This is a genomic window from Pseudomonas sp. B14-6 (genome assembly GCF_013260315.1).
GTDB classification, from domain to species: domain Bacteria; phylum Pseudomonadota; class Gammaproteobacteria; order Pseudomonadales; family Pseudomonadaceae; genus Aquipseudomonas; species Aquipseudomonas mandelii.
Genome location: NZ_CP053929.1, coordinates 2,601,248 through 2,627,295 on the forward strand (window position 1 = coordinate 2,601,248; position 26,048 = coordinate 2,627,295).

Consider the following 26,048-nt stretch of genomic DNA (forward strand, 5'->3'; position numbering starts at 1 on the left):
CCTGTCATTTATCCGGGCTGTCGATGGTCAGTTTTTGCGCTGCGGTGGTGCTGCTGGCCAGGGGCTGGCTGCGACCGATCCATTCGCCGGCAGTCGGTTGGCCGGCGCGGGAGACGCGCGCAACCAGTTGGACTTCAGGGAAGTTCGACAGTTTCAACTGCGGCATCATTGCGTCGGCATCGCCCAGTTCGACGGTGGCCGGCAGATCGGCCACGGTCAGGCGTTTGGCGGCCAACGGGGCCGGTGGACCCGAGGTGGCGCGGGCGAAGATGAACACGCTGTCGCCGGGCTGGACCTTGGCTTTGAGCTCAGGTGCCAGATCGACGGTGACCTTAAGCTTCGCTGCCGCTTTGGCCACTGGAGCCTGGGCGACTTTGCCGCCGCTGGCTTCGAGTTTCTCGGTGGCTCGCGTGATCCCGCCTTGCAGCGCGGCACGGGAACTGTCCTCCGGCGGCAGTTGCGCCAACAGGCGATTCCAGTAGTCGATGGCGTCCTGATACCGCTGGCTTTCAAACGCCGCGATGCCCAGCAGGCCAAGGCTGGTGACTTCTTTCGGATCGGCTTTCAGTGCTTCGTCAGTCAACGCCTGAATCTTGTCCGACCACTTTTTGCCATCGGCGAAGTACTGGGCCTGGGCCCATTGGCCGAGCAGTTCCGGCTGACGACCGGCCAGGTTCACCGTGCGCTCGAAGATCTTCGCCGCGTCTCCCGGACGGTCCTGAGCCATGTAGGTGCGACCGAGGAAGTACAAGCCTTCAGCCGAATCCGGCTGTGCCGCGACCGCGCGCTCCAGACGCTGGGTCATCTCTTCCATCGACTGCGGCGCCTGGGCGAATTCGCGAGTCAGTTCAACCTTGTCGCTGGCACCGTAATGCAGGTACAAGCCAAGCCCAAGGACCGGCACCAGAATCGCCGCCAGCAAGGGCAACGGTTTGCCCAGGCGTGCCACGCGCGGTGCCTCGACGCCTTCGGTGTCGGCGAGCAACTCACGGGCAGCTTCGGCGCGACCGGTTTCCAGTTGCGCCGCGTTGAGCACGCCCTCCTCCTGCTCGGTTTGCAACTCAGCCACGCGCTCCTGATACAGCGCAACGTTCAGGGCAGTACGATCCTCTTCAAGCTGTGCACGACGGCCACGCAAAACGGGGATCAGCAGAAAACTCAGGGCAACCAGAAGCAGCAGACCTGCAGCGAGCCAGAAATCAATCATTCTTGGTTTTATCCAACAGGTGGTCGAGGCGCTCACGCTCCTCGGCAGAGAGCTCATCCTTGGTGTCAGCGCGCTGCACGCGACGACGGCGGACGATCACGGCGATGATCACAAAACCGCCCAGCAACAGGCCGGCGGGGCCGAACCAGAGCAGAGCGGTCTTGGCGTTCAGAGCGGGTTTGTAGCGGACGAAATCACCGTAGCGATCAACCATGAAGTCGATGATCTGCTGATTGTCCTTGCCCTCGCCCAACATGCGGAAAATCTCTTTGCGCAAGTCGGCGGCGATCGGTGCGTTGGAATCGGCGATGTCCTGGTTCTGGCACTTGGGGCAACGCAGCTCTTTGGTCAGCTCGCGAAAACGCTCGCGATCGCCTTCTTTGGCGAACTCGTAGGTGTCAATGGCGGCGTGGGCAACACCGGCCATGCTCAAACCCAATACAAGGGCGGCTATCCAGCGCTTCATGGTTTGGCCTCATCGACCAGCGCCTGATACCGGGCCGCCAGTTTTTCGCGCCAGACCTGTTCGTCGATCACCCCGACGAACTTGTCGCGGATGATGCCTTTGGCGTCGATGAAAAAGGTTTCCGGGGCGCCGTAGACACCGAGGTTCAGGCCCAGCGAGCCGTCCGCGTCACTGATCCCCAACTGGTACGGGTTGTGGAACTCCACCAGCCACTTCTTAGCGTCGGCGTTGACGTCCTTGTAGTTGATGCCATAAATCGTTACGCCCTGCTGGGCCAGCTTGTTCAATACCGGATGCTCGACCTTGCAGGCGATGCACCAGGTGGCCCAGACGTTGACCAGCGCCGGTTTACCGAGAATGTCGGCCTTGGTCAGGGTCTTGTCGCCTTCCACGGTCGGCAGGGAAAACGCCGGGAACGGCTTGCCGATCATCGCCGAAGGCAACTCGGCCGGGTCCAGGTACAACCCGCGATACAGGAAAACAGCCACCACCAGAAAAATCGCCAGTGGCAACAGCATTAACCAACGTCTCATGCAGTGGCTCCCGACATACCGAGTGCTTCCCGCACGCGGCTTTTTACCTTGACCCGATAACGGCGATCCAGCGCCGCCAGCAACCCACCGAAACCTGTCAGCAGCCCGCCGAACCAGATCCAGCGCACAAACGGCTTGACGTGCACGCGCACGGCCCAGGCGCCATCGCCCAGCGGTTCGCCAAGGGCGACGTAAATGTCACGGGTGAAACCGGCGTCGATCCCGGCTTCGGTCATCACCGAGTTCTGCACGGTGTACAGGCGTTTTTCCGGGTGCAACACGCTGACTTCCTTGCCGCCCTTGATCACCCGGACGGTGCCCTTGTCGGAGGTGAAGTTCGGGCCTTCGTAGTGCTTGGCGCCTTCGAACACGAAGTGATAACCGGCCAGGTCCATGGACTCGCCCGGCGCCAGGCGCAAATCGCGTTCGGCACTGTTCTGGCTCGACAGCACGACGCCAAGGGCGCACACGGCGATGCCCAAGTGCGCGATCTGCATGCCCCAGTAGCTGCGGGTCAGGGTCGGCAGGCCTTTGATCAGGCCTTTGTGGCGGGTCTTGTCGAGGATGTCGCGCACACCGGCCAACAGCACCCAGGCCGCGAGCATGAACGTGGCGAGCACCGCCCAGTTGAAATCGCCATAAGCGACGCCGGCCACCACGGCCAACGCGGCACTGCCAAGCAACACCGGGGTGAGCATGCTCATCAGCCATTTGACCGGGGTGTCTTTCCAGCGCACCAGCATGCCGACGGCCATCACCATCATCAGCAACGCCATCAACGGAATGAACAGCGCGTTGAAGTATGGCGGGCCGACGGACAGCTTGGCGCCGGTCATCGCATCAAGGATCAGCGGATACAAGGTGCCCAGCAGAATCATCGACGCCGCCACCACCAGCACCAGGTTGTTGCCCAGCAGCAGGGTTTCCCGGGACCACAGGTTGAAGCCGACGTGGCTTTTCACCACCGGGGCGCGCAGGGCGAACAGCGTCAGCGAACCGCCGACCACGAACAGCAGGAAAATCAGGATGAACACACCGCGCTCCGGGTCGGAGGCAAAGGCGTGAACCGAGGTCAGCACGCCGGAACGTACCAGGAACGTACCGAGCAAGCTCAACGAGAACGCGGCAATGGCCAGCAATACGGTCCAGCTTTTGAACACGCCACGTTTTTCCGTGACCGCCAACGAGTGAATCAGCGCCGTACCGACCAGCCAAGGCATAAACGAGGCGTTTTCCACCGGGTCCCAGAACCACCAGCCGCCCCAGCCGAGTTCGTAGTAGGCCCACCACGAACCCAGGGTGATGCCGATCCCGAGGAAAGCCCAGGCAACGATGGTCCATGGACGCGACCAGCGCGCCCACGCCGCATCAAGACGACCGCCCATCAGCGCCGCGATGGCGAAGGCGAAGGCCACGGAGAAACCGACGTAACCCATGTACAGCATCGGTGGGTGAACGATCAGGCCGATGTCTTGCAGCAACGGATTGAGGTCGGCGCCATCGCTGGGCACTTGCGGCAGGATGCGCTTGAACGGGTTGGACGTGAGGATCAGGAACAGCAGGAAACCGGTGCTGATCATGCCCATCACCGCCAACACCCGGGCCAGCATCACTTGCGGCAACTGCCGGGAGAATACCGACACCGCAAAGGTCCAGCCGCCGAGGATCAAGGCCCAGAGCAGCAGCGAACCTTCGTGAGCGCCCCACACCGCGCTGAACTTGTAGTACCACGGCAAGGCGCTGTTGGAGTTGCTGGCCACGTAGGCGACGGAAAAGTCATCAGCCATGAACGCGTAGGTCAGGCAACCGAAGGCGAATAGCAAAAAGGCGAACTGGCCCCAGGCCGCTGGTTGCGCGAGGCTCATCCACAAACGATCACCGCGCCAGGCGCCGAGCAACGGCACGATGGCCTGGACCAGCGCGAAACACAGCGCCAGGATCATGGCCAGGTGGCCGAGTTCAGGGATAAACAGTGCGGATGTCATCGATCAACCCTCCTTCACGGGCGTTGGAGCAGATTGACCGCTGTCTTTCAAAGCCTTGGTCACTTCCGGCGGCATGTACTTTTCATCGTGCTTGGCCAGCACTTCGTCGGCCACCACCACGCCGTCGGCGTTCAGTTTGCCCAGCGCCACGATACCCTGCCCTTCACGGAACAGGTCCGGGAGGATGCCGCGGTAGCTAATGGTCACGGACTTGTTGAAGTCGGTGACGATGAATTTCACGTCCAGCGAATCGCCGGAACGTTGCAGCGAGCCCTTCTCGACCATACCACCGGCACGGATGCGCGTGTCTTGCGGGGCTTCGCCGTTGGCGATCTGTGTCGGGGTGTAAAACAGATTGATGTTCTGCTGCAGGGCGCTCAGGGCCAGGCCGACGGCAGCGCCGACACCCACCAGGATCGCGAGAATGATGATAAGACGCTTTTTGCGCAGCGGATTCACTTGCCGTTCTCCCGGCGCAAACGACGCGCCTCTTGTTGCAGATACCGCTTGCGGGCCAGGATCGGCGCCGCCACGTTGAGGATCAGCACCGCCAGGCAGATGCCATAGGCTGACCAGACATACAGGGCGTGATGGCCCATGGCGAGGAAGTCGCCGAATGAAGCAAAACTCATCGAACGGCCTCCAGACTGTTCTGCACTTCAGCTTTCACCCAACTGGCCCGGGCTTCGCGCTTGAGCACTTCAAGGCGCATGCGCAGCAACAGCACCGCGCCGAAGAAACAGTAGAAACCCAGCACCGTCAGCAACAATGGCAGCCACATCTCGGCGGGCATCGCCGGTTTTTCGGTGAGGGTGAAGGTCGCACCCTGGTGCAGGGTGTTCCACCACTCCACCGAGTATTTGATGATCGGGATGTTGATCACGCCGACAATCGCCAGCACCGCGCAGGCCTTGGCCGCACTGTCACGATTGCTGATCGCGTTGCCCAGCGCAATGAGACCGAAGTACAGGAACAGCAGAATAAGCATGGACGTAAGTCGCGCATCCCAGACCCACCACGAGCCCCACGTCGGCTTGCCCCAGATCGCGCCGGTGACCAGCGCCACGGCGGTCATCCAGGCACCGATGGGCGCCGCGCATTGCAGGGCGACATCGGCCAGTTTCATTTTCCAGACCAGCCCGACGATGCCGCACACTGCCAGCATGACGTAGACGGACTGCGCCAGCATGGCGGCCGGAACGTGGATATAAATGATGCGAAAGCTGTTGCCTTGCTGGTAGTCAGGCGGCGCGAAGGCCAGGCCCCAAACGACACCGACGCCGATCAGCAGCACTGCGGCAATGCTCAGCCACGGCAGCAATTTGCCACTGATGCCGTAAAACCATTTGGGCGAGCCGAGCTTATGAAACCAGGTCCAGTTCATTACTGTTTCCATCACGGTTGCTCTTCGCTATGAAGAGCCAAAGGGTCTTTACTGATCAAAAAATGACCAGACCTCATTATTCGCCGACGCTGATCTTCAGGCCAGCAGCTATTGCAAACGGTGTCAGGGTTATCGCCAGGGCGGTCAGGCTACCAAGCCACAAGAGATAACCGGTCGCCGGCATGCCCTGCAGGGCCGCCTGCAAGGCGCCACTGCCGAGAATCAACACCGGGATGTACAGCGGCAGAATCAGCAGCGCCAGCAACAGGCCGCCTCGCTTCAATCCCACCGTCAGGGCTGCGCCCACCGCACCGAGCAGGCTCAGCACCGGTGTACCCAGCAATAAAGAAAGCAGCAACACCGGCAGACAGGCGGTTGGCAAACCGAGCATCAATGCCAGCAGTGGAGCGAGCAAAACCAGTGCCAGGCCAGAGAAGGCCCAGTGTGCCAGTACCTTGGCCAAAACCAGAAGAGGCAGGGGGTGCGACGAAAGGACCCACTGTTCCAGCGATCCGTCCTCGAAATCACTGCGGAAGAGCCCGTCCAGCGAGAGCAGGACCGATAAAAGTGCCGCGACCCACACCAGTCCCGGAGACAAGGTTTGCAACAATTGAGACTCGGGACCGACCGCCAACGGGAACAGCGAAACGACGATCGCGAAAAAAACCAGCGGATTGGCCAGTTCAGCCGGACGACGGAACAGCAGACGGGACTCACGGGCGACCAGCAGGCCGAAAACACTCATACGGCCCACTTCCCCAGGTCGATATCGCGATAGCTGGCCGGCATCCGGCTCAGCGTGTGGTGAGTGGTCAGCACCACCATGCCGCCGCGCTCACAGTGGGCGGCCAGGTGTTCTTCGAGTTGCGCCACGCCTTGTTTATCGAGCGCGGTGAACGGCTCGTCGAGGATCCACAGCGGCGGACTGTCGAGGTACAGGCGCGCCAATGCCACACGGCGTTTCTGCCCGGCGGACAACGTATGGCAGGGAACATCCTCGAAACCGCGCAATCCGACATCGGCCAGCGCTTGCCAGATCGCCTCGTGGGGAGCCGGTTGATGCAGGGCGCAGAGCCAGATCAGGTTCTCCTCCGGCGTCAGCAAGTCCTTGATCCCGGCGGCATGGCCGATCCACAGCAGGTTGCGCGCCAGTTCAAGGCGCTGATCGTTCAGCGGCTTACCGTTGAGCAGCACTTGACCGGCGGTCGGCTGCATCAGGCCGGATAACAGACGCAAGAGGCTGGTCTTGCCGCTGCCGTTGGGGCCACTGATTTGCACCATTTCGCCACTGGCCAGTCTCAATTCGAGATTTTCGAAGAGCAGCCGAAGGTCTCGCTCACAAGCAAGGGCAACGGTTTGCAGGACAGGACTGGTCAAGAGATCACGGGCCTTTTGCGGTTCAAGTCGGCGGCGGAGCGGCCGCTAAAGAGATGCAGCATAGATGCATTGGCGGCCTGTTCTAGAGAGCTGCGTCAAACAAATGCAATGTTTTCGCCACTCCCCGAAGGACGGGCGGCATTATACATGCCATACCCTACTCTAAAGAGTGCATTTTCCTCAGGTTGTGACCGCGTATGACAGGCGAAATGAACATCCTCCCGGTACCGCAGACCACGCCCGCGACTTCGCGGCCGCTGGTAGTGAGCGGCGATCTGCTCAAGCTGCTGTCGCCGATGGAGGGCCTGATCACCCCCGGCCAGACCGCCAAGGCTGAAGTGCTGTCGCTCAAGCAGGCCGATCAGACCTTTCAACTGTTGCTTAAAGTCACCCTCGACAGCGGCCGCCAGACCACGGTCCAGGCCACCAGCACCCAGCCGCTGCCCCAAGGCACCAGTCTGGCGATCACCCAACCGTCAGCGGGCAATCTGGCGATCACGGTGCAACAGGCCATTGCTTCCAGCGTCGCCACCCTCACCCGCATCGACACCGCGCAATTGCCGGTCGGGACGTTGTTGCAGGGCAAAGTGCTGACCTCGCAAGTGCTGCCGCAGGTGCCGGGCCAGCCGACGGTGTTTCGTTCGATGGTGAGCCTGCTCAACACCGCGTTGAGCGGCAGCACGCTGAGCATCGACAGTCCGACGCCGCTGCGCATCGGCACGCTGTTGAGTGCCTTGGTGCAGGACACGCAAACGCTGAAGTTCGTGCCGTTGAGCAACCGTCAGGAGCAACTGGCGATCACCCAGCAATTGGTCAGTCAGCAGAGCCGCCAAGGCTCGCTGGATGGTTTGATCAAGCTGCTGCAAAACCTGCCTCCATCGGATCAGACCTCCAGCGACCTGCGGGCCGCGGTGGAAAAACTGCTGGCCGGTTTACCGGACGTTCAGCAACTGAGTACGTCAAAAGGCCTCGCTCAGGCGCTGGCCAATAGCGGGCTATTCCTCGAAGCGAAATTGCTGACCGGGCAAAATCCGACACTGGCGCCCGACATGAAAGGCGATCTGCTCAAGCTGATTGCGCAATTGACGCCAGGGCTGCCGGCCAACACCAATCTCAATGCGATCATTGCCGCCAACACGCTGGTCCAGTCCATGCCGAGTTTCGTGCGCAGCGCCCTCGGCATGCTCGGCCAGGTCAGCGCCAAGCCGTTGCCGACCAGTTTCCCGCTGCCCGAACGGCTGCTGCAAAGCCAGGACGGTGAAAACGATCTGGAGCATTTGCTGCGTCTGGCTGCGGCGGCGGTCTCGCGCCTGCAAAGCCATCAGTTGTCGAGTCTTGAGCAGACTGGCGTCACTGATGATGGCCGCCTGCTCAGCACCTGGCAGCTGGAAATCCCCATGCGCAACCTGCAGGACATCGTGCCGCTGCAGGTCAAGTTCCAGCGCGAAGAAGCGCCGGAGAAAGAACAACCCCATGAACGCCGGGACGAACGCGAACCGAAGCAGCAACTGTGGCGCGTGGACCTGGCGTTCGACATGGAACCGTTGGGCCCGATGCAGATTCAGGCGCAGCTGATCAAGGGCAGCCTGTCCAGCCAGCTCTGGGCTGAACGGCCGTACACCGCCAGCCTGATCGAAAGCAATCTGGCTGCACTGCGCCAGCGCTTGCTGGACTCCGGGCTGAACGTCGGCGATCTGGATTGCCACCTCGGTACACCGCCACAAGGCCCACAAACCCGCCTCGAACAACGCTGGGTCGACGAAACCGCATGAGAAACCCCAACACCCCACGCCAGGCCATCGCCCTCAAATACGACGGCACCCACGCCCCTACCCTCACGGCCAAAGGCGACGAAGCACTGGCCGAAGCCATTCTGAAGCTTGCCCGTGATTATGAAGTGCCCATCTACGAAAACGCCGAGCTGGTGAAGCTGCTGGCGCGGATGGAACTGGGGGAAAGTATTCCGGAAGAGTTGTACCGCACGATTGCCGAGATTATTGCGTTCGCGTGGAATTTGAAGGGCAAGTTTCCGGCGGGGCATGATCCGGAGGCGACCATGGTTGAGAAGGACATCACTGATCGCGGTGACGACTACTGATCGTTCCCACGCTCTAAGTGGGAATGCAGCCCGTGACGCTCTGCGTCACATTCAACAGCGGAATGCGGAGCGTCCCCAGAGATCGTTCCCACGCGGGGAACGATCTCTGGCAGGCGTCAGTTCTTGTGAAGCTTGCGCATCAACTCCGCCTCAGCCTGGGTCAACCCGCAGGACTGAGTCAGTTCATCAACGGTAGCCCCCATGCCGACCAGGCGCGCCGCCTGGGCAAACGACAGGCTCGACGGATCGCGCTGTTCCAGTTGGGCCAGTTTGTCCGGCAAGGGACTGACGACGGCGCGCAGTTCGTGCAGGTCTTCACCCATGCGCACGTTGCCGCTTTGATAGTCGTCGACGCGTTTGGCCAGGTCCTTGATGCGCTGATCGCGCAGCGCATCACCCTGGGCCTGTTGCGCGGCAATTTGCCGTTGAGCGCGAATGTACGCCAGAAACATTGCCAGCGTGCCTGCCCAGAAAAGGAACAGGACAATGACCGCTACCTCAAGAATCAATCAGATGTTCTCCAGGTCCGACCATTCTTCTTCGCTCATCATCTTGTCCAGTTCGACCAGGATCAGCAGTTCATTGTTCTTGTTGCACACGCCTTGAATGAACTTGGCGGACTCTTCGTTACCGACGTTTGGCGCGGTTTCGATTTCCGACTGACGCAGGTAAACCACTTCGGCCACGCTATCGACCATGATCCCGACCACTTGCTTGTCGGCTTCGATGATGACGATACGGGTGTTGTCGCTGATCTCGGCATTCATCAGGCCGAAGCGCTGACGAGTGTCGATGACGGTGACCACGTTGCCGCGCAGGTTGATAATGCCCAGCACGTAGCTCGGGGCACCCGGGACCGGGGCGATTTCGGTGTAACGCAGGACTTCCTGAACGCGCATCACGTTGATGCCGTAGGTTTCATTGTCCAGTTTGAAGGTTACCCATTGCAGGATCGGATCTTCGGAACCTTTTGCATTCGTCGCTTGACTACTCATACCCTGACCCCTCGAAAAACCGCTTCTGGCGGTGTGTGTTCTGTGTGGCGGCATTCAACAATGCCGTCGCATACTTGTTATGTCGGCAGCTATGTCGGTTTGTGTAGCGGCTTGCTGCCGCCCATGTGCTTTGCCCCACCGCTGGCGATCAACTCGGCCAGGGCGGAAACGTCCAGCAGCGCACACATGTGCTCAATCACCGTGCCGGCGAGCCATGGCCGCTGACCTCGATGACTTCTCCATTTGATTTCGTTCGGGTCCAGGCGCAACGAGCGGCTGACCTGATGCACCGCCAGCCCCCACTCGTAGCCCTGAACCGAAATAACGTATTGCAGCCCTTGGCGGAAATCGTCGCGGTAGCGGTCGGGCATGACCCACCGCGCGGTGTCCAGGACTTTCAGGTTGCCGGCCTGACTCGGTAGGATCCCGAGGAACCATTCGGGCTGGCCAAACAGCGGCGTCAGCTCGTGACCGGCCAGCGAATAAATCGAGCCCAGGCACACCAGCGGCACCGCCAGGGTCAACCCGGCGACATCGAACAGCAGGCATTCGAACGGCTCGGCGGCCCACGCCGGGCGACCGTCGGTTTCCACCGGTGGCGGCGTGTTGCTCGGCGGCAGATGGACTTCGACCAGCGGCGGCACCAGGGTTTGCAGCAACGGTGCGAGGGTCGAGACCGGCGCCAGAATCGGTGCCGGCGCATCTTCGATCACCACCGGGGCTTTTGCGACCGCAGCGACCACTGGCGCGACGACAGGCGCAGCTGCCACAACGGACTTCTGCGCATCACGCGCCTGCTCTTCAAGCACGGCTGCCTGGAACTCGTCCAGCGCAGCCTCAACCTCTACCGCTTCAACAACCTCGATGACTTCAGCCACCGCTTCCACTTCCAGCGGCAACTCTTCAGTCGCTTCCATCAGCAGGCTGTCCAGATAAGACTGGAGCGCCAGTTGCGGACGCGAGGTGATTTTCACCGGCCGATTCATCTCAGGCCACCTGCGGGACAAGTTGTGCCGCCAGCAAATGCTTGAGCAAGGCGCGATAAGCGAGAACCCCACGGCTCTTGCCGTCGAATTGCGAAGGCGTCAGCCCGGCCCGGCTCGCATCCCGCAGGCGCGTGTCGATCGGGATGTAGCCTTGCCAGATTTCTTCCGGGTATTTGTCGCGCAGCACGCGAAGGGTCCCGAGGGACGCTTGGGTGCGGCGGTCGAACAAGGTTGGAATGATGGAGAACGGCAAGGCCACTTTGCGTGAGCGGTTGATCATCGCCAGTGTATTGACCATGCGCTCCAGACCTTTGACGGCCAGGTGCTCGGTCTGCACCGGAATCACTAATTGCTGGCTCGCCGCCAAGGCATTGACCATCAGTACGCCGAGCAACGGCGGGCTGTCGATCACGGCGTAATCGAAGTCCTGCCACAGTTGCGCCAGGCTCTTGGCAATCACCAGGCCCAAACCACTCTGGCCCGGCGACTGACGTTCAAGCGTGGCCAGAGCGGTGCTCGACGGCAACAACGAGATGCGTTCGTCGCTGGTCGGCAACAGCAACTGCCCGGGCAAGCCTTGCGGCACGCTGCCCTTGTGCAGGAACAGGTCGTAGCTGCTGTGCTCCAGGCTGTCGGGATCGTAGCCGAAGTAGCTGGTCATCGAGCCGTGCGGATCGAGATCGACCACGACCACACGCTTGCCCGCCTCGGCCAGCAAGCCGGCTAAAGCGATAGAGGAAGTGGTTTTACCAACACCACCCTTTTGATTGGCAACGGCCCAGACTCTCATTCGGATTGTTCCTCCCGGTCGATATGCTCGACCGAGAAATAGCTCAACGTGTTAATGCAGGTGACGGAGAATTGACGGCGCTCTCTCGTACCGGCGACTTGACCGGGGTCGGTGCAGTTTGTGTGCCAGCACGCTTCAACGCGGCATCCGGTTGCGCATGGGCGGTCCCGGTGCCGGTGAGGCTGCGACGTACATCAAGATTTCGCGACACGACCAGCACCACGCGACGGTTACGCGCCCTGCCCTCAGCGGTGGCGTTGTTGGCCACCGGCTGGAACTCGCCGTAACCCACCGACGCCAGGCGGCCAGGGTTTACGCCCTGCATCGCCAGCATGCGCACGATGCTCGCCGAACGGGCCGAAGACAGCTCCCAGTTGGTCGGGTATTGCGCGGTGCGGATCGGCTGATCGTCGGTGAAGCCTTCGACGTGGATCGGGTTGTCGAACGGCTTGAGGATTGCGGCCACCTTGTCGATGATATTGAACGCCATGTCACTGGGCATCGCATCGCCGCTGCCGAACAACAGGCTGGAATTGAGTTCGATCTCGACCCACAACTCGTTGCCGCGCACGGTCATCTGATTGGACTTGATCAAGTCGCCGAATGCCGCGCTGATGTCATCGGCAATGCTTTTCAATGGATCACTGGCACCGGCCACACCGGCATCGACCTGCTCGCTGTCCTTGACCAGGGGCTTGGCCGGGGTCACGGTCTTCGGCCGCTCTTCACCGATCGGGATCGGCTTGAGGGCGCGATCGCTGTCGGTAAACACCCCGATCAGCGCCTCGGAAATGACTTTGTACTTGCCCTCGTTGATCGACGAGATCGAGTACATGACCACGAAGAATGCGAACAGCAACGTGATGAAGTCGGCGTAGGAAACGAGCCAGCGTTCGTGATTGACGTGTTCTTCAGGTTGCCGACGACGAGCCATAGTCCGTTACTCCCATCAATCCATGAAGCCCTGAAGCTTCAACTCAATAGAGCGAGGGTTTTCACCTTCGGCGATCGACAGGATTCCTTCCAGCAACATTTCGCGATAACGCGACTGGCGCAAGGCAACGGACTTGAGCTTGGCGGCAATCGGCAGCAACACCAGGTTGGCACTGGCCACACCGTAGATGGTGGCGACGAAGGCGACGGCGATGCCGCTGCCCAGTTGCGTCGGATCGGCCAGGTTGCCCATGACATGGATCAGGCCCATCACCGCACCGATGATGCCAATGGTCGGCGCGTAGCCGCCCATGCTTTCAAAGACTTTGGCCGCTTCGATGTCGCGGGCTTCCTGGGTGTAGAAATCCACTTCCAGAATGCTGCGAATCGCTTCCGGCTCGGCGCCGTCGACCAGCAGTTGCAGACCTTTGCGCGAGTAACTGTCAGGTTCGGCATCGGCCACCCCTTCCAGACCGAGCAGGCCTTCCTTGCGCGCGGTCAGGCTCCAGTTGACGACGCGGTCGACGCCACCGGCCAGGTCAACGCGAGGCGGAAACAGAATCCAGCCAATGATTTGCATGGCACGCTTGAAGGCGCTCATCGGTGATTGCAGCAATGCCGCGCCGATAGTCCCACCGAGTACGATCAGCGCCGCCGGGCCGTTGGCCAATGCGCCGAGATGACCGCCTTCAAGGTAGTTGCCGCCAATGATGGCGACAAACGCCAAGATGATCCCGATAAGGCTTAGAACATCCATCAGATACACGCCTCGACCAAGTGCCTGCCAATATCGTCCAGACCGTAGATCGCGTCGGCGAGGTCGGCTTTGACGATGGCCATCGGCATGCCGTAGATCACGCAGCTGGCTTCATCCTGAGCCCAGATCGCGCTGCCGCCCTGCTTGAGCAGGCGCGCGCCTTCACGACCGTCGGCGCCCATGCCGGTCAGTACGACCGCCAGAACTTTGTCGCCGTAGGACTTGGCTGCCGAACCGAAGGTGATGTCCACGCACGGTTTGTAGTTCAGACGCTCGTCGCCCGGCAGGATTTTCACCGCGCCACGGCCGTCGATCATCATTTGCTTGCCACCCGGCGCCAGCAGCGCCAGGCCCGGACGCAGAATGTCGCCATCCTCCGCTTCCTTGACGCTGATGCGGCAGAGCTTGTCCAGACGTTCGGCGAAGGCCTTGGTGAAGGCGGCCGGCATGTGCTGGATCAACACGATCGGGGCCGGGAAGTTGGCCGGCAACTGGGTCAACACCCGTTGCAGGGCAACCGGACCGCCCGTGGACGTACCGATAGCCACCAGTTTGTAGGCTTTGCGTTTTGGTGCGGGCGACGACTGTCCGGACGATGCCGGGGCCGATGCCGGGGCGTAGCTACGCGCCGGCATCGGTGCCGGAGCCGGACGCGCAGGCGTGCTGCTGCCGTAACTGCTGACGCTCGAAGGCGCAGGCGTCGGGGCTGGCGCGGCGACCGGGGCCGGTGCGCTGTAGGTGCTGGCACGACGGTTACTGCGCGAGATGCTGAGAATTTTCTCGCACAGCAGTTGCTTGACCTTCTCCGGGTTACGGGAGATGTCTTCGAAATTCTTCGGCAGGAAATCCACCGCGCCGGCGTCCAGCGCATCGAGGGTTACCCGAGCGCCTTCGTGGGTCAGCGAGGAGAACATCAACACCGGGGTCGGGCAACGCTGCATGATGTGCCGCACTGCCGTGATGCCATCCATCATCGGCATCTCGTAGTCCATGGTGATCACGTCTGGCTTGAGGGCCAGCGCCTGATCAATCGCCTCTTTTCCGTTGGTCGCAGTACCGACGACCTGGATATTCGGATCCGCTGAAAGAATTTCCGAGACGCGGCGGCGGAAAAACCCCGAATCGTCCACCACCAGGACTTTGACTGCCATAAACACTCCGTTAGGACGGAGCGAGGCTTAGTCGCCCCGCTCCACCAGAATCAAATACGCCGTGCGGCGTAACGCTTGAGCATGCTCGGAACATCGAGAATCAGCGCGATGCGACCGTCACCGGTAATGGTGGCGCCCGACATGCCCGGGGTTCCCTGGAGCATTTTGCCCAATGGCTTGATGACCACTTCTTCCTGGCCCACCAGCTGGTCGACGACGAAGCCGATCCGCTGAGTACCCACCGAAAGGATCACCACGTGGCCTTCGCGCTGCTCTTCGTGAGCGGCGGAGCTGACCAGCCAGCGCTTGAGGTAGAACAATGGCAGAGCCTTGTCCCGCACGATCACCACTTCCTGGCCGTCCACCACGTTGGTGCGCGACAGGTCGAGGTGGAAGATTTCGTTGACGTTCACCAGCGGGAACGCGAACGCCTGGTTGCCGAGCATGACCATCAGCGTCGGCATGATCGCCAGGGTCAACGGGACCTTGATGACGATCTTCGAGCCTTTGCCCTTGGTCGAATAAATATTGATGGTGCCGTTGAGCTGGGCGATTTTGGTTTTCACCACGTCCATGCCCACGCCGCGTCCGGAGACATCGGAAATTTCGGTCTTGGTCGAAAAACCCGGCGCAAAGATCAGGTTGAAGCAGTCGGACTCGCTGAGGCGATCCGCGGCATCCTTGTCCATCAACCCTTTCTTCACGGCAATGCCGCGCAGAACATCGGCGTCCATGCCCTTGCCGTCATCGGAGATGGACAGCAGGATGTGGTCGCCTTCCTGTTCTGCCGACAGGATCACCTTGCCGCTGCGAGGTTTGCCCATCGCTTCGCGCTCGGCCGGCTCTTCAATGCCGTGGTCGACCGAGTTGCGCACCAAGTGGACCAGCGGATCGGCCAGGGCCTCGACGAGGTTCTTGTCGAGGTCGGTTTCTTCGCCGACCAGCTCCAGGTTGATCTCTTTCTTGAGCTGGCGAGCCAGGTCGCGAACCAGGCGCGGGAAGCGCCCGAAGACTTTCTTGATCGGTTGCATCCGGGTCTTCATGACCGCGGTCTGCAGGTCGGCCGTGACCACGTCGAGGTTCGACACAGCCTTGGACATGGCTTCGTCGCCGCTGTTGAGGCCCAGACGGACCAAGCGGTTACGCACCAATACCAGTTCGCCGACCATGTTCATGATTTCGTCGAGACGCGCGGTATCAACCCGCACGGTGGTCTCGGCTTCACTGGCCGGTTTTTCCGGTGGCGGCGCGGACGGTGCGCGGGCTGGAGCCGGTGCAGCGGCAGCCGCCGGTTTCGGCGCTTCGCCTTTCGGCTCGGGAGTCTTGGCAACCGGTTTCGGTGCAGCAGCCTTGGCGGCTGGAGCAGCCACCGCAGCACCTGTGCCGACTTCAGTGAATTTGCCTTTGCCATGCAATTCGTCGAGCAGCGACTCGAACTCGTGATCGGAGATCAGATCACCACCGGCCGCTTTCGCGGTTGGCGCAGCCGAGGCGGGTACGGCGGCAATGGCCGACTCCAGCGCGTCCACCGCAAAGTTGCCCTTGCCGTGCAACTGGTCGAGCAGTGCTTCGAATTCGTCGTCGGTAATATCAGAGCTGTCGCCGGCCGCTTTCGGAGCAGCCGGTGCAGTGGACGGTGCCACCGCGTCGACGGCGAACTGGCCTTTGCCATGCAGTTGATCGAGCAACGACTCGAACTCGGCATCGGTGATTTCGTCGCCGGCCGCCGAATCGGTAGCCGCCACTGGAGCAACCGCCGGCGCTTCGGCTTGAGCCTTGACGGCGTTCAGCGAGTCCAGCAATTGCTCGAATTCGTTATCAGTGATGTCGCCCGATTCTTCAGCAGCAGGTGCTTCGACCACTTCAGCAACCGGTGCGGATTCATCAGCCGTTTGCGGCTCGGCCAGACGGGCCAGTGCCGCGAGCAATTCAGGCGTGGCAGCCGTAATCGGGCTGCGTTCGCGGACCTCGGTGAACATGCTGTTCACCGCATCCAGCGCTTCGAGAACCACGTCCATCAGTTCCGAGTCGACGCGACGCTCACCCTTGCGCAGGATGTCGAACACGTTCTCGGCGATGTGACAGCACTCCACCAGCTCGTTGAGCTGGAGGAAGCCGGCGCCCCCTTTTACAGTGTGAAAACCGCGAAAAATTGCATTGAGCAAGTCCGCATCATCCGGTCGGCTTTCAAGCTCGACCAGCTGTTCGGACAGTTGCTCTAGAATCTCGCCGGCCTCAACCAGGAAATCCTGAAGGATCTCTTCATCGGCGCCGAAGCTCATTAAGGGGGTGCTCCTGAGGTCTAAAAACCTAAAAAACCTAAAATGCTAAAACTCTAAAATCCTAGGCTGGATAACAAATCGTCCACATCGTCCTGACCGGACACAACGTCTTCTCTTTTATCGGCATGAATCTGCGGACCTTCACCCTGAGAGAGATGTTTTTGCGGATCTTTTTCAGCGAGCATCGCTTCACGGTCATGTTCGATACCCGCAAAGCGGTCTACCTGACTGGCCATGAGCACAAGCTTGAGCAGGTTGCTTTCAACTTCGGTGACCAATTGGGTCACGCGTTTGATCACCTGACCGGTGAGGTCCTGGTAATCCTGGGCCAGCAATATGTCGTTGAGGTTGCTCGACACCGTGCGATTGTCTTCGCTGCTGCGTGTCAGGAAACCGTCGACTCGCCGGGCCAGTTCGCGAAACTCTTCAGCCCCGACTTCGCGACGCATGAAGCGCCCCCAGTCGGTGCTCAATGCCTGAGCTTCAGTGCTCAGGCCATTGACCAGCGGCGTGGCGTTTTCCACCAGGTCCATGGTGCGGTTGGCCGCAGCCTCGGTCAGCTTGACCACATACCCCAGGCGCTCGGTGGCGTCCGTGATCTGCGACACTTCCTCGGCTTGCGGCATGTTCGGGTCAATCTGGAAATTGACGATCGCGCTATGCAGCTCGCGAGTGAGCTTGCCCACTTCCTGGTACAGGCCGCGGTCACGGGTCTGATTGAGCTCATGGATCAGTTGCACAGCGTCGCCGAACCTGCCCTTTTCAAGGCTTTCGACCAGTTCGACCGCGTGTTTTTTCAGGGTCGATTCAAAATCGCCCAGTGAAGATTCGTTATGCTCCATAGCTCCCCCGTGGCGCAGTGGATCAACCGATGCGTTCGAAAATCTTCTCGATTTTTTCTTTCAACGCCTGGGCCGTAAAGGGTTTGACCACATAGCCGTTAACACCGGCCTGGGCTGCTTCGATAATCTGCTCGCGCTTGGCTTCGGCGGTCACCATCAGCACCGGCAGGTGCTTGAGCTTTTCATCGGCGCGCACGTGACGCAGCAGATCGATACCGGTCATGCCAGGCATGTTCCAGTCCGTTACCAGAAAGTCGATGCTCCCGCTGTTGAGAACCGGAATGGCAGTAGTGCCATCGTCGGCCTCGACCGTGTTGGTGAACCCAAGGTCACGCAACAGGTTTTTTATGATCCGCCGCATCGTTGAGAAGTCATCAACGATGAGGATTTTCATGTTCTTGTCCAATTCGACCTCCAAGCAGTCTTAAACGCGCCCAGCACCTGGACGCGCCATTTCAATCAATCCGGCAATGCACTCGATGACTGTCTGGAGCACAACAGATCGCGACCGGTGCAGTTCAACACCCCACCGGCCTCGTTCGCAGTGCCCCCACACTGCCTTCAGCGCGCTCGCCACTCCCCCAAACGCCCCCGCAAACGGGCCGCGCACTGGCTATGTAACTGGCTGACCCGCGATTCGCTGACCCCCAGGACCTCACCGATTTCCTTGAGGTTCAGCTCTTCGTCGTAGTACAGCGCCAACACCAGTCGCTCACGCTCCGGCAAATTGGCAATCGCGTCCGCCAGCGCGGCCTGGAAGCGTTCATCTTCCAGATCGCGTGACGGCTCCAGATGTGCACTCGCGCCATCCTCGTGCAGCCCTTCGTGTTCGCCGTCCTGCAACAGATCGTCGAAACTGAATAACCGGCTGCCCAGGGTGTCGTTCAAAATCCCGTAATAATCGTCGAGACTCAATTGGAGTTCGGCCGCAACTTCATGATCTTTAGCGTCTCGACCGGTTTTAGCTTCAATCGAGCGAATTGCGTCACTAACCATGCGGGTATTGCGGTGAACCGAGCGTGGCGCCCAGTCACCCTTGCGCACTTCATCGAGCATCGCGCCGCGGATTCGAATGCCCGCGTACGTCTCGAAACTCGCGCCTTTGCTGGCGTCATATTTGGTCGATACTTCCAGCAGGCCGATCATCCCGGCCTGGATCAGGTCTTCAACCTGAACACTGGCCGGCAGACGCGCCAGCAAGTGGTAAGCAATGCGTTTGACCAGTGGCGCGTAACGCTCGATCAGCTCGTACTGCGCGTCACGTGCCGACTTCTTGTAGAGGTTGTAGCCACTGGCTGTCATAGGACGGGTCCTGCGGTCTGTTGCACGAGGCGCTCGACGAAAAACTCTAGGTGCCCACGCGGGTTGGCAGGCAGCGGCCAGGTGTCGACCTTCTGCGCGATGGCCTTGAACGCCAGGGCGCACTTGGAACGCGGGAAGGCTTCGTAGACGGCACGCTGTTTCTGCACGGCCTTGCGCACGCTTTCGTCGTAAGGCACCGCGCCGACGTATTGTAAGGCGACGTCAAGGAAGCGGTCCGTGACCTTGGTCAACTTGGCGAACAGGTTGCGACCTTCCTGCGGGCTCTGGGCCATGTTGGCCAGGACGCGGAAGCGGTTCATGCCGTAATCGCGGTTCAGCAGTTTGATCAGCGCGTAGGCGTCGGTGATCGAGGTCGGCTCGTCGCACACCACCAGCAAGACCTCTTGCGCTGCGCGGACGAAACTGACTACCGAGTCACCAATACCTGCAGCGGTGTCGATCACCAAGACATCGAGGTTGTCGCCGATATCGCTGAAGGCCTGGATCAGGCCGGCGTGTTGAGCCGGGCTCAGATGAACCATGCTCTGTGTGCCGGACGCGGCCGGGACAATGCGAATACCGCCGGGGCCCTGCAACAGAACGTCGCGCAGCTCACAGCGGCCTTCGATCACGTCGGCCAGGGTACGTTTGGGTGTCAGCCCCAAGAGGACGTCGACGTTCGCCAGCCCCAGATCGGCGTCCAGCAGCATGACGCGCCGGCCGAGCTCAGCTAGAGCCAGGGACAAGTTCACTGACACGTTAGTCTTCCCGACGCCACCTTTGCCGCCGGTCACCGCGATCACCTGTACGGGATGCATGCTGCCCATGTTATTTCTTTACCTTGTCTTGCATAGACGGAGGCCACATTACTGGCTGCGCGCTCAATAACTGAACAATGCATGGCAGACCATCGATGTAGGTACAAAAACGGTTCATTAGCACCTCAGCCAACCTGCTTGGTCGGGCTGTGGTAAATATCAGCGAACATGTCAGCCATGGCTTCTTCGCTGGGTTCTTCTTGCATTTGCACGCTGACGGCACGACTGACCAACTGATGACGACGCGGCAGATGCAAATCATCCGGAATACGCGGGCCATCGGTCAGGTAAGCCACCGGCAATTCATGACTGATCGCCAGGCTCAACACCTCGCCCAGACTTGCCGTTTCATCCAGTTTAGTCAGGATGCAGCCAGCGAGCCCGCAGCGCTTGTAACTGTGATAAGCGGCCGTTAGAACCTGTTTCTGGCTGGTGGTTGCCAGAACCAGATAATTTTTTGACTTGATGCCCCGTCCGGCCAGGCTTTCGAGCTGCATGCGCAGGGCTGGATCGCTGGCCTGGAGGCCGGCGGTATCGATCAGCACCACGCGCTTGCGCAGCAAGGGGTCCAGCGCCTGCACCAGAGATTGGCCCGGATCGACGTGGGTTACCGACACGTTGAGAATCCGGCCCAGGGTCTTCAATTGTTCCTGAGCACCGATACGGTAGCTGTCCATGCTCACCAGCGCGATGTTTTGCGCGCCGTATTTGAGCACGTAGCGGGCCGCGAGCTTGGCCAGGGTGGTGGTCTTGCCCATGCCGGCAGGGCCGACCATGGCAATCACGCCGCCCTCTTCCAGTGGTTCGACTTCCGGTGTGGCAATCATCCGTGCCAGGTGCGCCAGTAACATGCGCCAGGCCTGACGGGGTTCGTCGATGTCGGTAATCATCGCCAGCAAGTCGCGGGACAACGGGCCGGACAGGCCGATGCGTTGCAGGCGACGCCAAAGATTGGCCTGGGCTGGACGGCTGCCTTGCAGCTGATTCCAGGCCAGGGAGCCGAGTTGTACTTCCATCAATTCGCGCAGGCTGTTGAGTTCGAAACGCATCGAATCGAACGCCCGCGGATCGACGCCGCCAGCGGCAGGTGCCGGGGTTGGTGCCGAGCGACGAGGTTCGGCATACGTCGGCTCGATCAGCGGCTCGGCGGCGGTCAACGGCAGGCCGGCGAACAACTGGCGATTGGTGGTCTTGTCGCCTTCGGTTTCGCCTTCGCCACGCAGGCTCAATTCGGCCTGGGCGGTGACGATCCGCGACTGGGTCTTGCGCAGCTCATCCTCGAGTTCCATGTTCGGAACACGCGGGGCCAGCGCCGACAATTTGTAATCCAGGGCAGCCGTCAGCTCGACACCACCGGCGATCCGGCGATTGCCAATAATGGCGGCATCAGCGCCCAGCTCATCACGAACCAGTTTCATGGCCTGACGCATATCGGCGGCGAAAAAACGCTTAACTTGCATAAACCACTACCTCAGCCGTTGGGCCCTACTGTCGCAACGATGGTCACTTGCTTGTTGTCAGGAATTTCCTGGTAAGCCAACACATGCAAACCCGGCACTGCCAGTCGGCCGAATCGCGACAGCATCGCGCGAACCGGACCGGCTACCAGCAGAATCACCGGTTGACCTTGCATTTCCTGACGCTGCGCCGCATCGATCAACGAACGTTGCAGTTTCTCAGCCATGCTTGGCTCCAGCAGAACACCCTCTTCCGAGCCTTGTCCTGCCTTCTGAAGACTATTGAGCAATATCTGTTCCAACCTTGGCTCCAGCGTGATAACTGGTAGCTCGGAGTCAGTCCCTACAATGCTTTGGACGATTGCGCGGGATACGCCGACGCGCACCGCGGCCACCAAAGCGGCAGTATCTTGACTCTTGGCAGCATTGTTGGCGATGGCCTCGGCGATGCTGCGAATGTCCCGCACCGGCACCTGTTCGGCCAACAACGCTTGAAGCACCTTGAGCAACTGCGACAGCGAGACCACACCCGGCACCAGCTCTTCGGCCAGCTTCGGCGAGCTTTTGGCCAGCAATTGCATGAGTTGCTGGACTTCTTCGTGACCGATCAGTTCGCTGGAGTGCTTGTACAGAATCTGGTTCAAGTGCGTCGCCACGACCGTACTGGCGTCCACCACGGTGTAACCCAGCGATTGCGCCTGGGCACGCTGGCTGATTTCGATCCAGACCGCTTCCAGGCCAAAAGCCGGATCTTTGGCGGTTATGCCGTTGAGCGTGCCGTAGACCTGCCCCGGGTTGATCGCCAGTTCGCGATCCGGGTAAATCTCGGCTTCTGCCAGGATCACGCCCATCAGGGTCAGGCGGTAAGCACTCGGGGCCAGGTCGAGGTTGTCACGAATGTGCACAGTCGGCATCAGGAAGCCCAGGTCCTGGGACAGCTTCTTGCGCACGCCCTTGATCCGCGCCAACAACTGACCACCCTGATTGCGATCCACCAGAGGAATCAGGCGATAGCCGACTTCCAGCCCGATCATGTCGATCGGTGTCACGTCGTCCCAACCCAGTTCCTTGGTTTCCATCGCGCGAGCCGGCGATGGCAGCAGCTCCTGTTGACGCTTGACCTCTTGCAGGGCCTGAACCTTGACCACGTTCTGCTTCTTCCAGAACAGGTACGCGCCGCCAGCAGCCAGGGCCGCCATGCTGAGAAAGGAGAAGTGCGGCATGCCGGGCACCAGGCCCATCACTGCCATCAAACCCGCCGCCACGGCCAACGCTTTCGGCGAGGCGAACATCTGCCGATTGATTTGTTTGCCCATGTCTTCCGAACCGGAAGCACGGGTCACCATGATTGCCGCCGCTGTCGACAACAGCAGTGATGGCAATTGCGCCACCAAACCGTCACCGATGGTCAACAAGGCGTAAACCCGGCCGGCATCACCAAAGGTCATGCCGTGCTGGAAGATACCGACCGCCATGCCGCCGATCAGGTTGATGAACAGAATCAGCAGGCCGGCGATGGCGTCACCGCGCACGAATTTGCTGGCACCGTCCATCGAACCGTAGAACTCGGCTTCCTGGGCGACTTCCATCCGGCGCAGTTTGGCCTGGTTCTGGTCGATCAGGCCGGCGTTCAAGTCGGCGTCGATTGCCATTTGTTTGCCGGGCATCGCATCGAGGGTGAAACGTGCGCTCACCTCGGAAATCCGCCCGGCGCCCTTGGTCACCACGACGAAGTTGATGATCATCAAGATCGCGAAAACTACGATACCAACCACGTAGTTACCGCCGATCACCACCTCGCCGAAGGCCTGGATCACCTTACCGGCGGAAGCATGACCGTCCTGTCCGTGGAGCATCACCACTCGGGTGGAGGCCACGTTCAGCGCCAGTCGCAACAACGTTGCCACCAGCAGAATGGTTGGGAACACTGCAAAATCCAGCGGCCGCAAGGCGTAGACGCAAACCAGCAAGACGACAATCGACAACGCGATGTTGAACGTGAAAAACACGTCCAGCAGGAACGGCGGGATCGGCAACATCATCATTGCCAACATGACCAGCAGCAACAACGGCACACCCAGGTTGCCCCGACTTAAGTCGGCAACGTTTGTGCGTGCGGTGCTGAGTAACTGAGAGCGATCCACCGGTTTTCCCCGTTCCTTTAAAGCAAACTTTTGACGCCTGAAGCAGGCGCAGAGCGGCTACTGCAAGAAGCCTTCCAACTTTTGCCGGAGCGGGGAATACGTAGTGGATTGCAGGCGCAACCTTTGTGACCACTGATCCAAAAAGCATTCGTACCTGTTAGTTCTGACAGTAGCCGTGTGCCGCGCATTGACCTTCAATGAAAGACCAATCGCAGCGACAGGAATTGCCCCATGAACAACACACGCACGTCACTGACTGCACCGTCGGTGAAAGTTAATCTCGACACTCTCGACTGGAAAGACACCGGAATCAGGCTTGCCTCCCGCGAAGACTTCTTTCCCTACAATGGGGTGAACGTAACCATTGCCGACCCGTGTTTAGCCTCAGACAACGAACTGGAGCTACTGCTCGACGACAAAGTCATTGCTCGACACATCATCACAACTGCGGATGCCGGATCGCCTTTGATGATCCATGTGAAACCCGAGGACCTCACCGAAGGCCGACATGAACTGAGCTATCGAGTAAAAATCAACAACCAGCCATTTCAAACATGCGAGCAACGCGCAGAGATTCACGTTGCACTCAGGTCTCTGACAGACCTGCGCCTGGAAAAGGTGACCTCCCGTCACCACGGCCCATTTGCGCAGATCCAGATAAGCTACCCGCACGCTGCCCCCTGGCGACGCGGGCGAACGACAATATACAGATGGTCCAGGGCATCCACGGCCTCACCCTCAACCGGGATGCTTCACGGCTGTATTTCGTTCAATCCCCGGATGGCAGCGTCAGTTATGTCCGCGCAATGGATACCCGTACTCAGACAATCGTTCACAGCTACTCACCTGAAACGGGAGGCGAAACGTTAGGTGGCTTAAGCCCGAACGGTGACCATGCTTACGTCAACAGTCGTTACTCGAATTACATTTGGGAGATCGACACTAAAACTCACGACATCAAGAAAGGCGCCGACCTCGAATCCGGCTCACCTTATATGGTGGTGAGTTCAAGCAGCGAACGTCTCTATGCCTGTAACACACTGGGAATCAATGGGTACTTGAAAGCAGTCGATACAAGCACTCAGTCCATTGTCCTGTCGCTGCCGATCAATCCGTGGCCTTTTGGCCTCGCTATCAATTCCAGCGGTTCGCGTGTGTACCTTGCCCACGGGGGCGACGCGGAGTCGGACTCCGATCCAACCGCTATTGACGTCATTGACACTGAAAAATTGAAAACTGTCGCAAGAATACCGATCACTGGATCTGCCTACTCGATGGCCCTGAACCAGGACAGTACTCGCCTTTATGTGGCCGATATCAGTGCTAGCGAAATTGCGGTAATTGATACGGCTACCAACAAAATCATCAATGTTGCCTGGAGCGAAAAATCGCCGAGACATGTGTCGGTGAGCGCCGACGGCAAGCACCTCTATGTCGTTACGTTTACCTCCGCGTTCATCTGGGTTCTGGATGCTGTAAGCCTGGAGGTTATCCAGAAAATCGATACAGGAAAGAACAACCTGAGAGAGGTGCTTGCGCGGCCTGACAACGGCATCTTTGTGCTTTATTTCTATTAGAACCCCAGGATAAAAGCCTACTCACCTGCAGTTTTCCAACTGCAGGTCTCCCTTCGCAACTTTTGCGCAGGGAGGTTCGAAACAGAAGGGCTCACGTCAGCGGTCGTCAGGCACAAAAACATCACACACCAGCGCTCAATCATCCCGCCGTCAGAATCTGCGCCTCACGGATGGCACCGAAATCAAGCGTTCTGCCAACCATGTACCGTGTACCTTTATTCATCTGCAATCCCTCCGCCTCCACCAACTCCTCCAAGGCATAGCCAAGTATGACGACTGTCCCCGGCGCAAGGGAATCACCCGCCATGTTGTGCCCCAGCAACAGGTCTAATGCCCATTGAAATTTAATGACCGGCAAATCACTCACCAGAATCGGGCGTTTTTTCGAATGGCGATAATCTACTGTGGCGACCACTTGCAGTTGCCCATCGACAAATGAGAATTCAGGTTTGTGAGGGCGTCGCTGCAAGACCCCGGCGGACCACTGATCGTTGTAGTTTTCTGGATCCGTAAAAAGGCGGCACAACTCCTCTGTGCTACCGATTTTTCCGGCCGAATCTTCTAAATAGTTGAAGCTGTCATGGCTGGCGAACCCTTCCAACGAGGGCCTGATGGCATTTTTTGGAAAGTTTAAATATCCAGGTATATGAGCATTGGCCATCTGCACAAAACACGCGAAATCCAGCGACATTCTGAATGTGACCGAATAACCGATAGCGCTTTCTGTCGGCTTATCCTTCAGAACACCCGAAACAAACTTCAACTCCATACCCTGCAGTTTTCGATAGAGACGCTCGGTCATGATTATTCCCTCTAGAACAGACGCAAACACCAATCCTTGGCGCTCCAGTCGAATGATCAGAACACCACTGCAAGGACGTTGATCGGGAGAATTCCCACGGGTATGACAGCGCAAGCGGGTGCTGACCGTCTACTGTCAGAACTAACAGGGTTGCAGAGTTTT

The 26,048-nt window shown here is 59.8% G+C and carries 28 protein-coding genes; 4 read left to right on the forward strand and 24 right to left on the reverse strand.

Annotation, left to right across the window (positions count from 1 at the left end; genetic code table 11):
- Window positions 1–4: 4 nt before the first annotated feature.
- The 9 genes from ccmI to ccmA form a co-directional block, all read right to left on the reverse strand.
- Complete coding sequence (gene ccmI, locus HP062_RS11805; protein WP_010456906.1) at window positions 5–1,207, reverse strand: c-type cytochrome biogenesis protein CcmI; 1,203 nt, start codon at window positions 1,205–1,207, stop codon at window positions 5–7.
- The gene (locus HP062_RS11810; RefSeq protein WP_010456908.1) at window positions 1,200–1,673 is read right to left on the reverse strand and encodes a cytochrome c-type biogenesis protein; all 474 of its coding nucleotides are present in this window, start codon (window positions 1,671–1,673) and stop codon (window positions 1,200–1,202) included. The genes ccmI and HP062_RS11810 overlap by 8 nt, the downstream gene beginning before the upstream one ends.
- The gene (locus HP062_RS11815) at window positions 1,670–2,206 is read right to left on the reverse strand and encodes a DsbE family thiol:disulfide interchange protein (RefSeq protein ID WP_083375996.1); all 537 of its coding nucleotides are present in this window, start codon (window positions 2,204–2,206) and stop codon (window positions 1,670–1,672) included. Before HP062_RS11815 ends, HP062_RS11810 begins: the two co-directional genes overlap by 4 nt.
- Complete coding sequence (locus HP062_RS11820; RefSeq protein ID WP_145305782.1) at window positions 2,203–4,191, reverse strand: heme lyase CcmF/NrfE family subunit; 1,989 nt, start codon at window positions 4,189–4,191, stop codon at window positions 2,203–2,205. Before HP062_RS11820 ends, HP062_RS11815 begins: the two co-directional genes overlap by 4 nt.
- Window positions 4,192–4,194: 3 nt before the next feature.
- Window positions 4,195–4,650, reverse strand: a complete 456-nt coding sequence (gene ccmE / locus HP062_RS11825) for a cytochrome c maturation protein CcmE (protein ID WP_010456913.1) — start codon at window positions 4,648–4,650, stop codon at window positions 4,195–4,197.
- Window positions 4,647–4,823, reverse strand: a complete 177-nt coding sequence (gene ccmD, locus HP062_RS11830; RefSeq protein ID WP_010456915.1) for a heme exporter protein CcmD — start codon at window positions 4,821–4,823, stop codon at window positions 4,647–4,649. The genes ccmE and ccmD overlap by 4 nt, the downstream gene beginning before the upstream one ends.
- The gene (locus tag HP062_RS11835; RefSeq protein ID WP_010456917.1) at window positions 4,820–5,575 is read right to left on the reverse strand and encodes a heme ABC transporter permease; all 756 of its coding nucleotides are present in this window, start codon (window positions 5,573–5,575) and stop codon (window positions 4,820–4,822) included. The genes ccmD and HP062_RS11835 overlap by 4 nt, the downstream gene beginning before the upstream one ends.
- 76 nt (window positions 5,576–5,651) lie before the next feature.
- On the reverse strand, window positions 5,652–6,320 hold the full coding sequence (gene ccmB / locus HP062_RS11840; RefSeq protein ID WP_010456919.1) for a heme exporter protein CcmB: 669 nt from the start codon (window positions 6,318–6,320) through the stop codon (window positions 5,652–5,654).
- On the reverse strand, window positions 6,317–6,952 hold the full coding sequence (ccmA, locus tag HP062_RS11845) for a cytochrome c biogenesis heme-transporting ATPase CcmA (protein WP_010456921.1): 636 nt from the start codon (window positions 6,950–6,952) through the stop codon (window positions 6,317–6,319). The genes ccmB and ccmA overlap by 4 nt, the downstream gene beginning before the upstream one ends.
- A gap of 197 nt (window positions 6,953–7,149) precedes the next feature.
- Between ccmA and HP062_RS11850 the strand changes: the two genes are divergently transcribed.
- Both HP062_RS11850 and HP062_RS11855 read left to right on the forward strand, forming a co-directional pair.
- On the forward strand, window positions 7,150–8,724 hold the full coding sequence (locus HP062_RS11850) for a flagellar hook-length control protein FliK (protein ID WP_077748637.1): 1,575 nt from the start codon (window positions 7,150–7,152) through the stop codon (window positions 8,722–8,724).
- Entirely contained in the window at window positions 8,721–9,050 is a 330-nt protein-coding gene (locus HP062_RS11855; protein ID WP_010456924.1) for an EscU/YscU/HrcU family type III secretion system export apparatus switch protein, read from the forward strand. The genes HP062_RS11850 and HP062_RS11855 overlap by 4 nt, the downstream gene beginning before the upstream one ends.
- 116 nt (window positions 9,051–9,166) lie before the next feature.
- Here the strand turns inward: HP062_RS11855 and HP062_RS11860 are convergent, their stop codons facing one another.
- The 14 genes from HP062_RS11860 to flhA form a co-directional block, all read right to left on the reverse strand.
- Complete coding sequence (locus HP062_RS11860; protein WP_010456926.1) at window positions 9,167–9,559, reverse strand: DUF2802 domain-containing protein; 393 nt, start codon at window positions 9,557–9,559, stop codon at window positions 9,167–9,169.
- Window positions 9,560–10,045 (reverse strand): chemotaxis protein CheW, encoded by a 486-nt coding sequence (locus HP062_RS11865; RefSeq protein WP_010456928.1) that lies wholly within the window; start codon window positions 10,043–10,045, stop codon window positions 9,560–9,562. It abuts the gene before it with no gap.
- 89 nt (window positions 10,046–10,134) lie between these two features.
- Entirely contained in the window at window positions 10,135–11,031 is an 897-nt protein-coding gene (locus HP062_RS11870) for a CheW domain-containing protein (RefSeq protein ID WP_010456930.1), read from the reverse strand.
- Between the two features lies 1 nt (window position 11,032).
- Window positions 11,033–11,821, reverse strand: a complete 789-nt coding sequence (locus tag HP062_RS11875; RefSeq protein WP_010456932.1) for a ParA family protein — start codon at window positions 11,819–11,821, stop codon at window positions 11,033–11,035.
- 43 nt (window positions 11,822–11,864) lie between these two features.
- Window positions 11,865–12,755: a flagellar motor protein MotD gene (gene motD / locus HP062_RS11880; RefSeq protein ID WP_010456934.1), complete on the reverse strand. Its 891-nt coding sequence runs from the start codon at window positions 12,753–12,755 to the stop codon at window positions 11,865–11,867.
- 15 nt (window positions 12,756–12,770) lie between these two features.
- Complete coding sequence (locus HP062_RS11885; RefSeq protein WP_010456935.1) at window positions 12,771–13,511, reverse strand: flagellar motor protein; 741 nt, start codon at window positions 13,509–13,511, stop codon at window positions 12,771–12,773.
- Window positions 13,511–14,662, reverse strand: a complete 1,152-nt coding sequence (locus HP062_RS11890; protein ID WP_083375993.1) for a chemotaxis response regulator protein-glutamate methylesterase — start codon at window positions 14,660–14,662, stop codon at window positions 13,511–13,513. The genes HP062_RS11885 and HP062_RS11890 overlap by 1 nt, the downstream gene beginning before the upstream one ends.
- 50 nt (window positions 14,663–14,712) lie before the next feature.
- Window positions 14,713–16,944 (reverse strand): chemotaxis protein CheA, encoded by a 2,232-nt coding sequence (locus HP062_RS11895; RefSeq protein ID WP_083375992.1) that lies wholly within the window; start codon window positions 16,942–16,944, stop codon window positions 14,713–14,715.
- 53 nt (window positions 16,945–16,997) lie between these two features.
- The gene (locus tag HP062_RS11900; protein WP_010456938.1) at window positions 16,998–17,786 is read right to left on the reverse strand and encodes a protein phosphatase CheZ; all 789 of its coding nucleotides are present in this window, start codon (window positions 17,784–17,786) and stop codon (window positions 16,998–17,000) included.
- Between the two features lie 22 nt (window positions 17,787–17,808).
- A complete protein-coding gene (locus HP062_RS11905) occupies window positions 17,809–18,180 on the reverse strand; it encodes a chemotaxis response regulator CheY (RefSeq protein ID WP_003183998.1) in 372 nt (123 codons plus the stop codon).
- 167 nt (window positions 18,181–18,347) lie between these two features.
- Window positions 18,348–19,088, reverse strand: coding sequence for an RNA polymerase sigma factor FliA (gene fliA, locus HP062_RS11910; RefSeq protein ID WP_007894214.1), 741 nt, complete (start codon window positions 19,086–19,088; stop codon window positions 18,348–18,350).
- Window positions 19,085–19,915 (reverse strand): flagellar synthesis regulator FleN, encoded by an 831-nt coding sequence (fleN, locus tag HP062_RS11915; protein ID WP_003222917.1) that lies wholly within the window; start codon window positions 19,913–19,915, stop codon window positions 19,085–19,087. Before fleN ends, fliA begins: the two co-directional genes overlap by 4 nt.
- 116 nt (window positions 19,916–20,031) lie before the next feature.
- Window positions 20,032–21,366, reverse strand: a complete 1,335-nt coding sequence (flhF, locus tag HP062_RS11920; RefSeq protein ID WP_083375991.1) for a flagellar biosynthesis protein FlhF — start codon at window positions 21,364–21,366, stop codon at window positions 20,032–20,034.
- Between the two features lie 11 nt (window positions 21,367–21,377).
- A complete protein-coding gene (gene flhA / locus HP062_RS11925; protein ID WP_010456941.1) occupies window positions 21,378–23,507 on the reverse strand; it encodes a flagellar biosynthesis protein FlhA in 2,130 nt (709 codons plus the stop codon).
- Window positions 23,508–23,738: 231 nt separating this feature from the next.
- On the opposite strand from flhA, the gene HP062_RS11930 reads away from it, so the two are divergent.
- Together HP062_RS11930 and HP062_RS11935 are read left to right on the forward strand one after the other, a co-directional pair.
- Window positions 23,739–24,377, forward strand: coding sequence for a hypothetical protein (locus tag HP062_RS11930; protein ID WP_172791441.1), 639 nt, complete (start codon window positions 23,739–23,741; stop codon window positions 24,375–24,377).
- Window positions 24,314–25,084 carry a YncE family protein gene (locus HP062_RS11935; protein ID WP_172791442.1) on the forward strand — a complete coding sequence of 257 codons (771 nt, stop codon included), beginning with the start codon at window positions 24,314–24,316 and terminating at the stop codon, window positions 25,082–25,084. Before HP062_RS11930 ends, HP062_RS11935 begins: the two co-directional genes overlap by 64 nt.
- A 139-nt stretch (window positions 25,085–25,223) precedes the next feature.
- Here HP062_RS11935 and HP062_RS11940 read toward each other — a convergent pair whose 3' ends face one another.
- Complete coding sequence (locus HP062_RS11940) at window positions 25,224–25,886, reverse strand: hypothetical protein (protein WP_042933033.1); 663 nt, start codon at window positions 25,884–25,886, stop codon at window positions 25,224–25,226.
- Window positions 25,887–26,048 lie beyond the last annotated feature (162 nt).

Coding starts and splice junctions, on each gene's coding strand:
- HP062_RS11890 (WP_083375993.1), bottom strand. CDS start 14,662: ATGGCAGTCAAAGTCCTGGTGGTGGACGATTCGGGGTTTTTCCGCCGC.
- HP062_RS11835 (WP_010456917.1), bottom strand. CDS start 5,575: ATGAACTGGACCTGGTTTCATAAGCTCGGCTCGCCCAAATGGTTTTAC.
- HP062_RS11870 (WP_010456930.1), bottom strand. CDS start 11,031: ATGAATCGGCCGGTGAAAATCACCTCGCGTCCGCAACTGGCGCTCCAG.
- ccmB (WP_010456919.1), bottom strand. CDS start 6,320: ATGAGTGTTTTCGGCCTGCTGGTCGCCCGTGAGTCCCGTCTGCTGTTC.
- HP062_RS11850 (WP_077748637.1), top strand. CDS start 7,150: ATGACAGGCGAAATGAACATCCTCCCGGTACCGCAGACCACGCCCGCG.
- fleN (WP_003222917.1), bottom strand. CDS start 19,915: ATGGGCAGCATGCATCCCGTACAGGTGATCGCGGTGACCGGCGGCAAA.
- HP062_RS11900 (WP_010456938.1), bottom strand. CDS start 17,786: ATGGAGCATAACGAATCTTCACTGGGCGATTTTGAATCGACCCTGAAA.
- HP062_RS11905 (WP_003183998.1), bottom strand. CDS start 18,180: ATGAAAATCCTCATCGTTGATGACTTCTCAACGATGCGGCGGATCATA.
- HP062_RS11875 (WP_010456932.1), bottom strand. CDS start 11,821: ATGAGAGTCTGGGCCGTTGCCAATCAAAAGGGTGGTGTTGGTAAAACC.
- ccmD (WP_010456915.1), bottom strand. CDS start 4,823: ATGAGTTTTGCTTCATTCGGCGACTTCCTCGCCATGGGCCATCACGCC.
- HP062_RS11940 (WP_042933033.1), bottom strand. CDS start 25,886: ATGACCGAGCGTCTCTATCGAAAACTGCAGGGTATGGAGTTGAAGTTT.
- HP062_RS11855 (WP_010456924.1), top strand. CDS start 8,721: ATGAGAAACCCCAACACCCCACGCCAGGCCATCGCCCTCAAATACGAC.
- HP062_RS11885 (WP_010456935.1), bottom strand. CDS start 13,511: ATGGATGTTCTAAGCCTTATCGGGATCATCTTGGCGTTTGTCGCCATC.
- flhF (WP_083375991.1), bottom strand. CDS start 21,366: ATGCAAGTTAAGCGTTTTTTCGCCGCCGATATGCGTCAGGCCATGAAA.
- fliA (WP_007894214.1), bottom strand. CDS start 19,088: ATGACAGCCAGTGGCTACAACCTCTACAAGAAGTCGGCACGTGACGCG.
- HP062_RS11810 (WP_010456908.1), bottom strand. CDS start 1,673: ATGAAGCGCTGGATAGCCGCCCTTGTATTGGGTTTGAGCATGGCCGGT.
- HP062_RS11815 (WP_083375996.1), bottom strand. CDS start 2,206: ATGAGACGTTGGTTAATGCTGTTGCCACTGGCGATTTTTCTGGTGGTG.
- HP062_RS11935 (WP_172791442.1), top strand. CDS start 24,314: ATGGATACCCGTACTCAGACAATCGTTCACAGCTACTCACCTGAAACG.
- ccmI (WP_010456906.1), bottom strand. CDS start 1,207: ATGATTGATTTCTGGCTCGCTGCAGGTCTGCTGCTTCTGGTTGCCCTG.
- motD (WP_010456934.1), bottom strand. CDS start 12,755: ATGGCTCGTCGTCGGCAACCTGAAGAACACGTCAATCACGAACGCTGG.
- HP062_RS11930 (WP_172791441.1), top strand. CDS start 23,739: ATGAACAACACACGCACGTCACTGACTGCACCGTCGGTGAAAGTTAAT.
- HP062_RS11895 (WP_083375992.1), bottom strand. CDS start 16,944: ATGAGCTTCGGCGCCGATGAAGAGATCCTTCAGGATTTCCTGGTTGAG.
- HP062_RS11865 (WP_010456928.1), bottom strand. CDS start 10,045: ATGAGTAGTCAAGCGACGAATGCAAAAGGTTCCGAAGATCCGATCCTG.
- HP062_RS11820 (WP_145305782.1), bottom strand. CDS start 4,191: ATGACATCCGCACTGTTTATCCCTGAACTCGGCCACCTGGCCATGATC.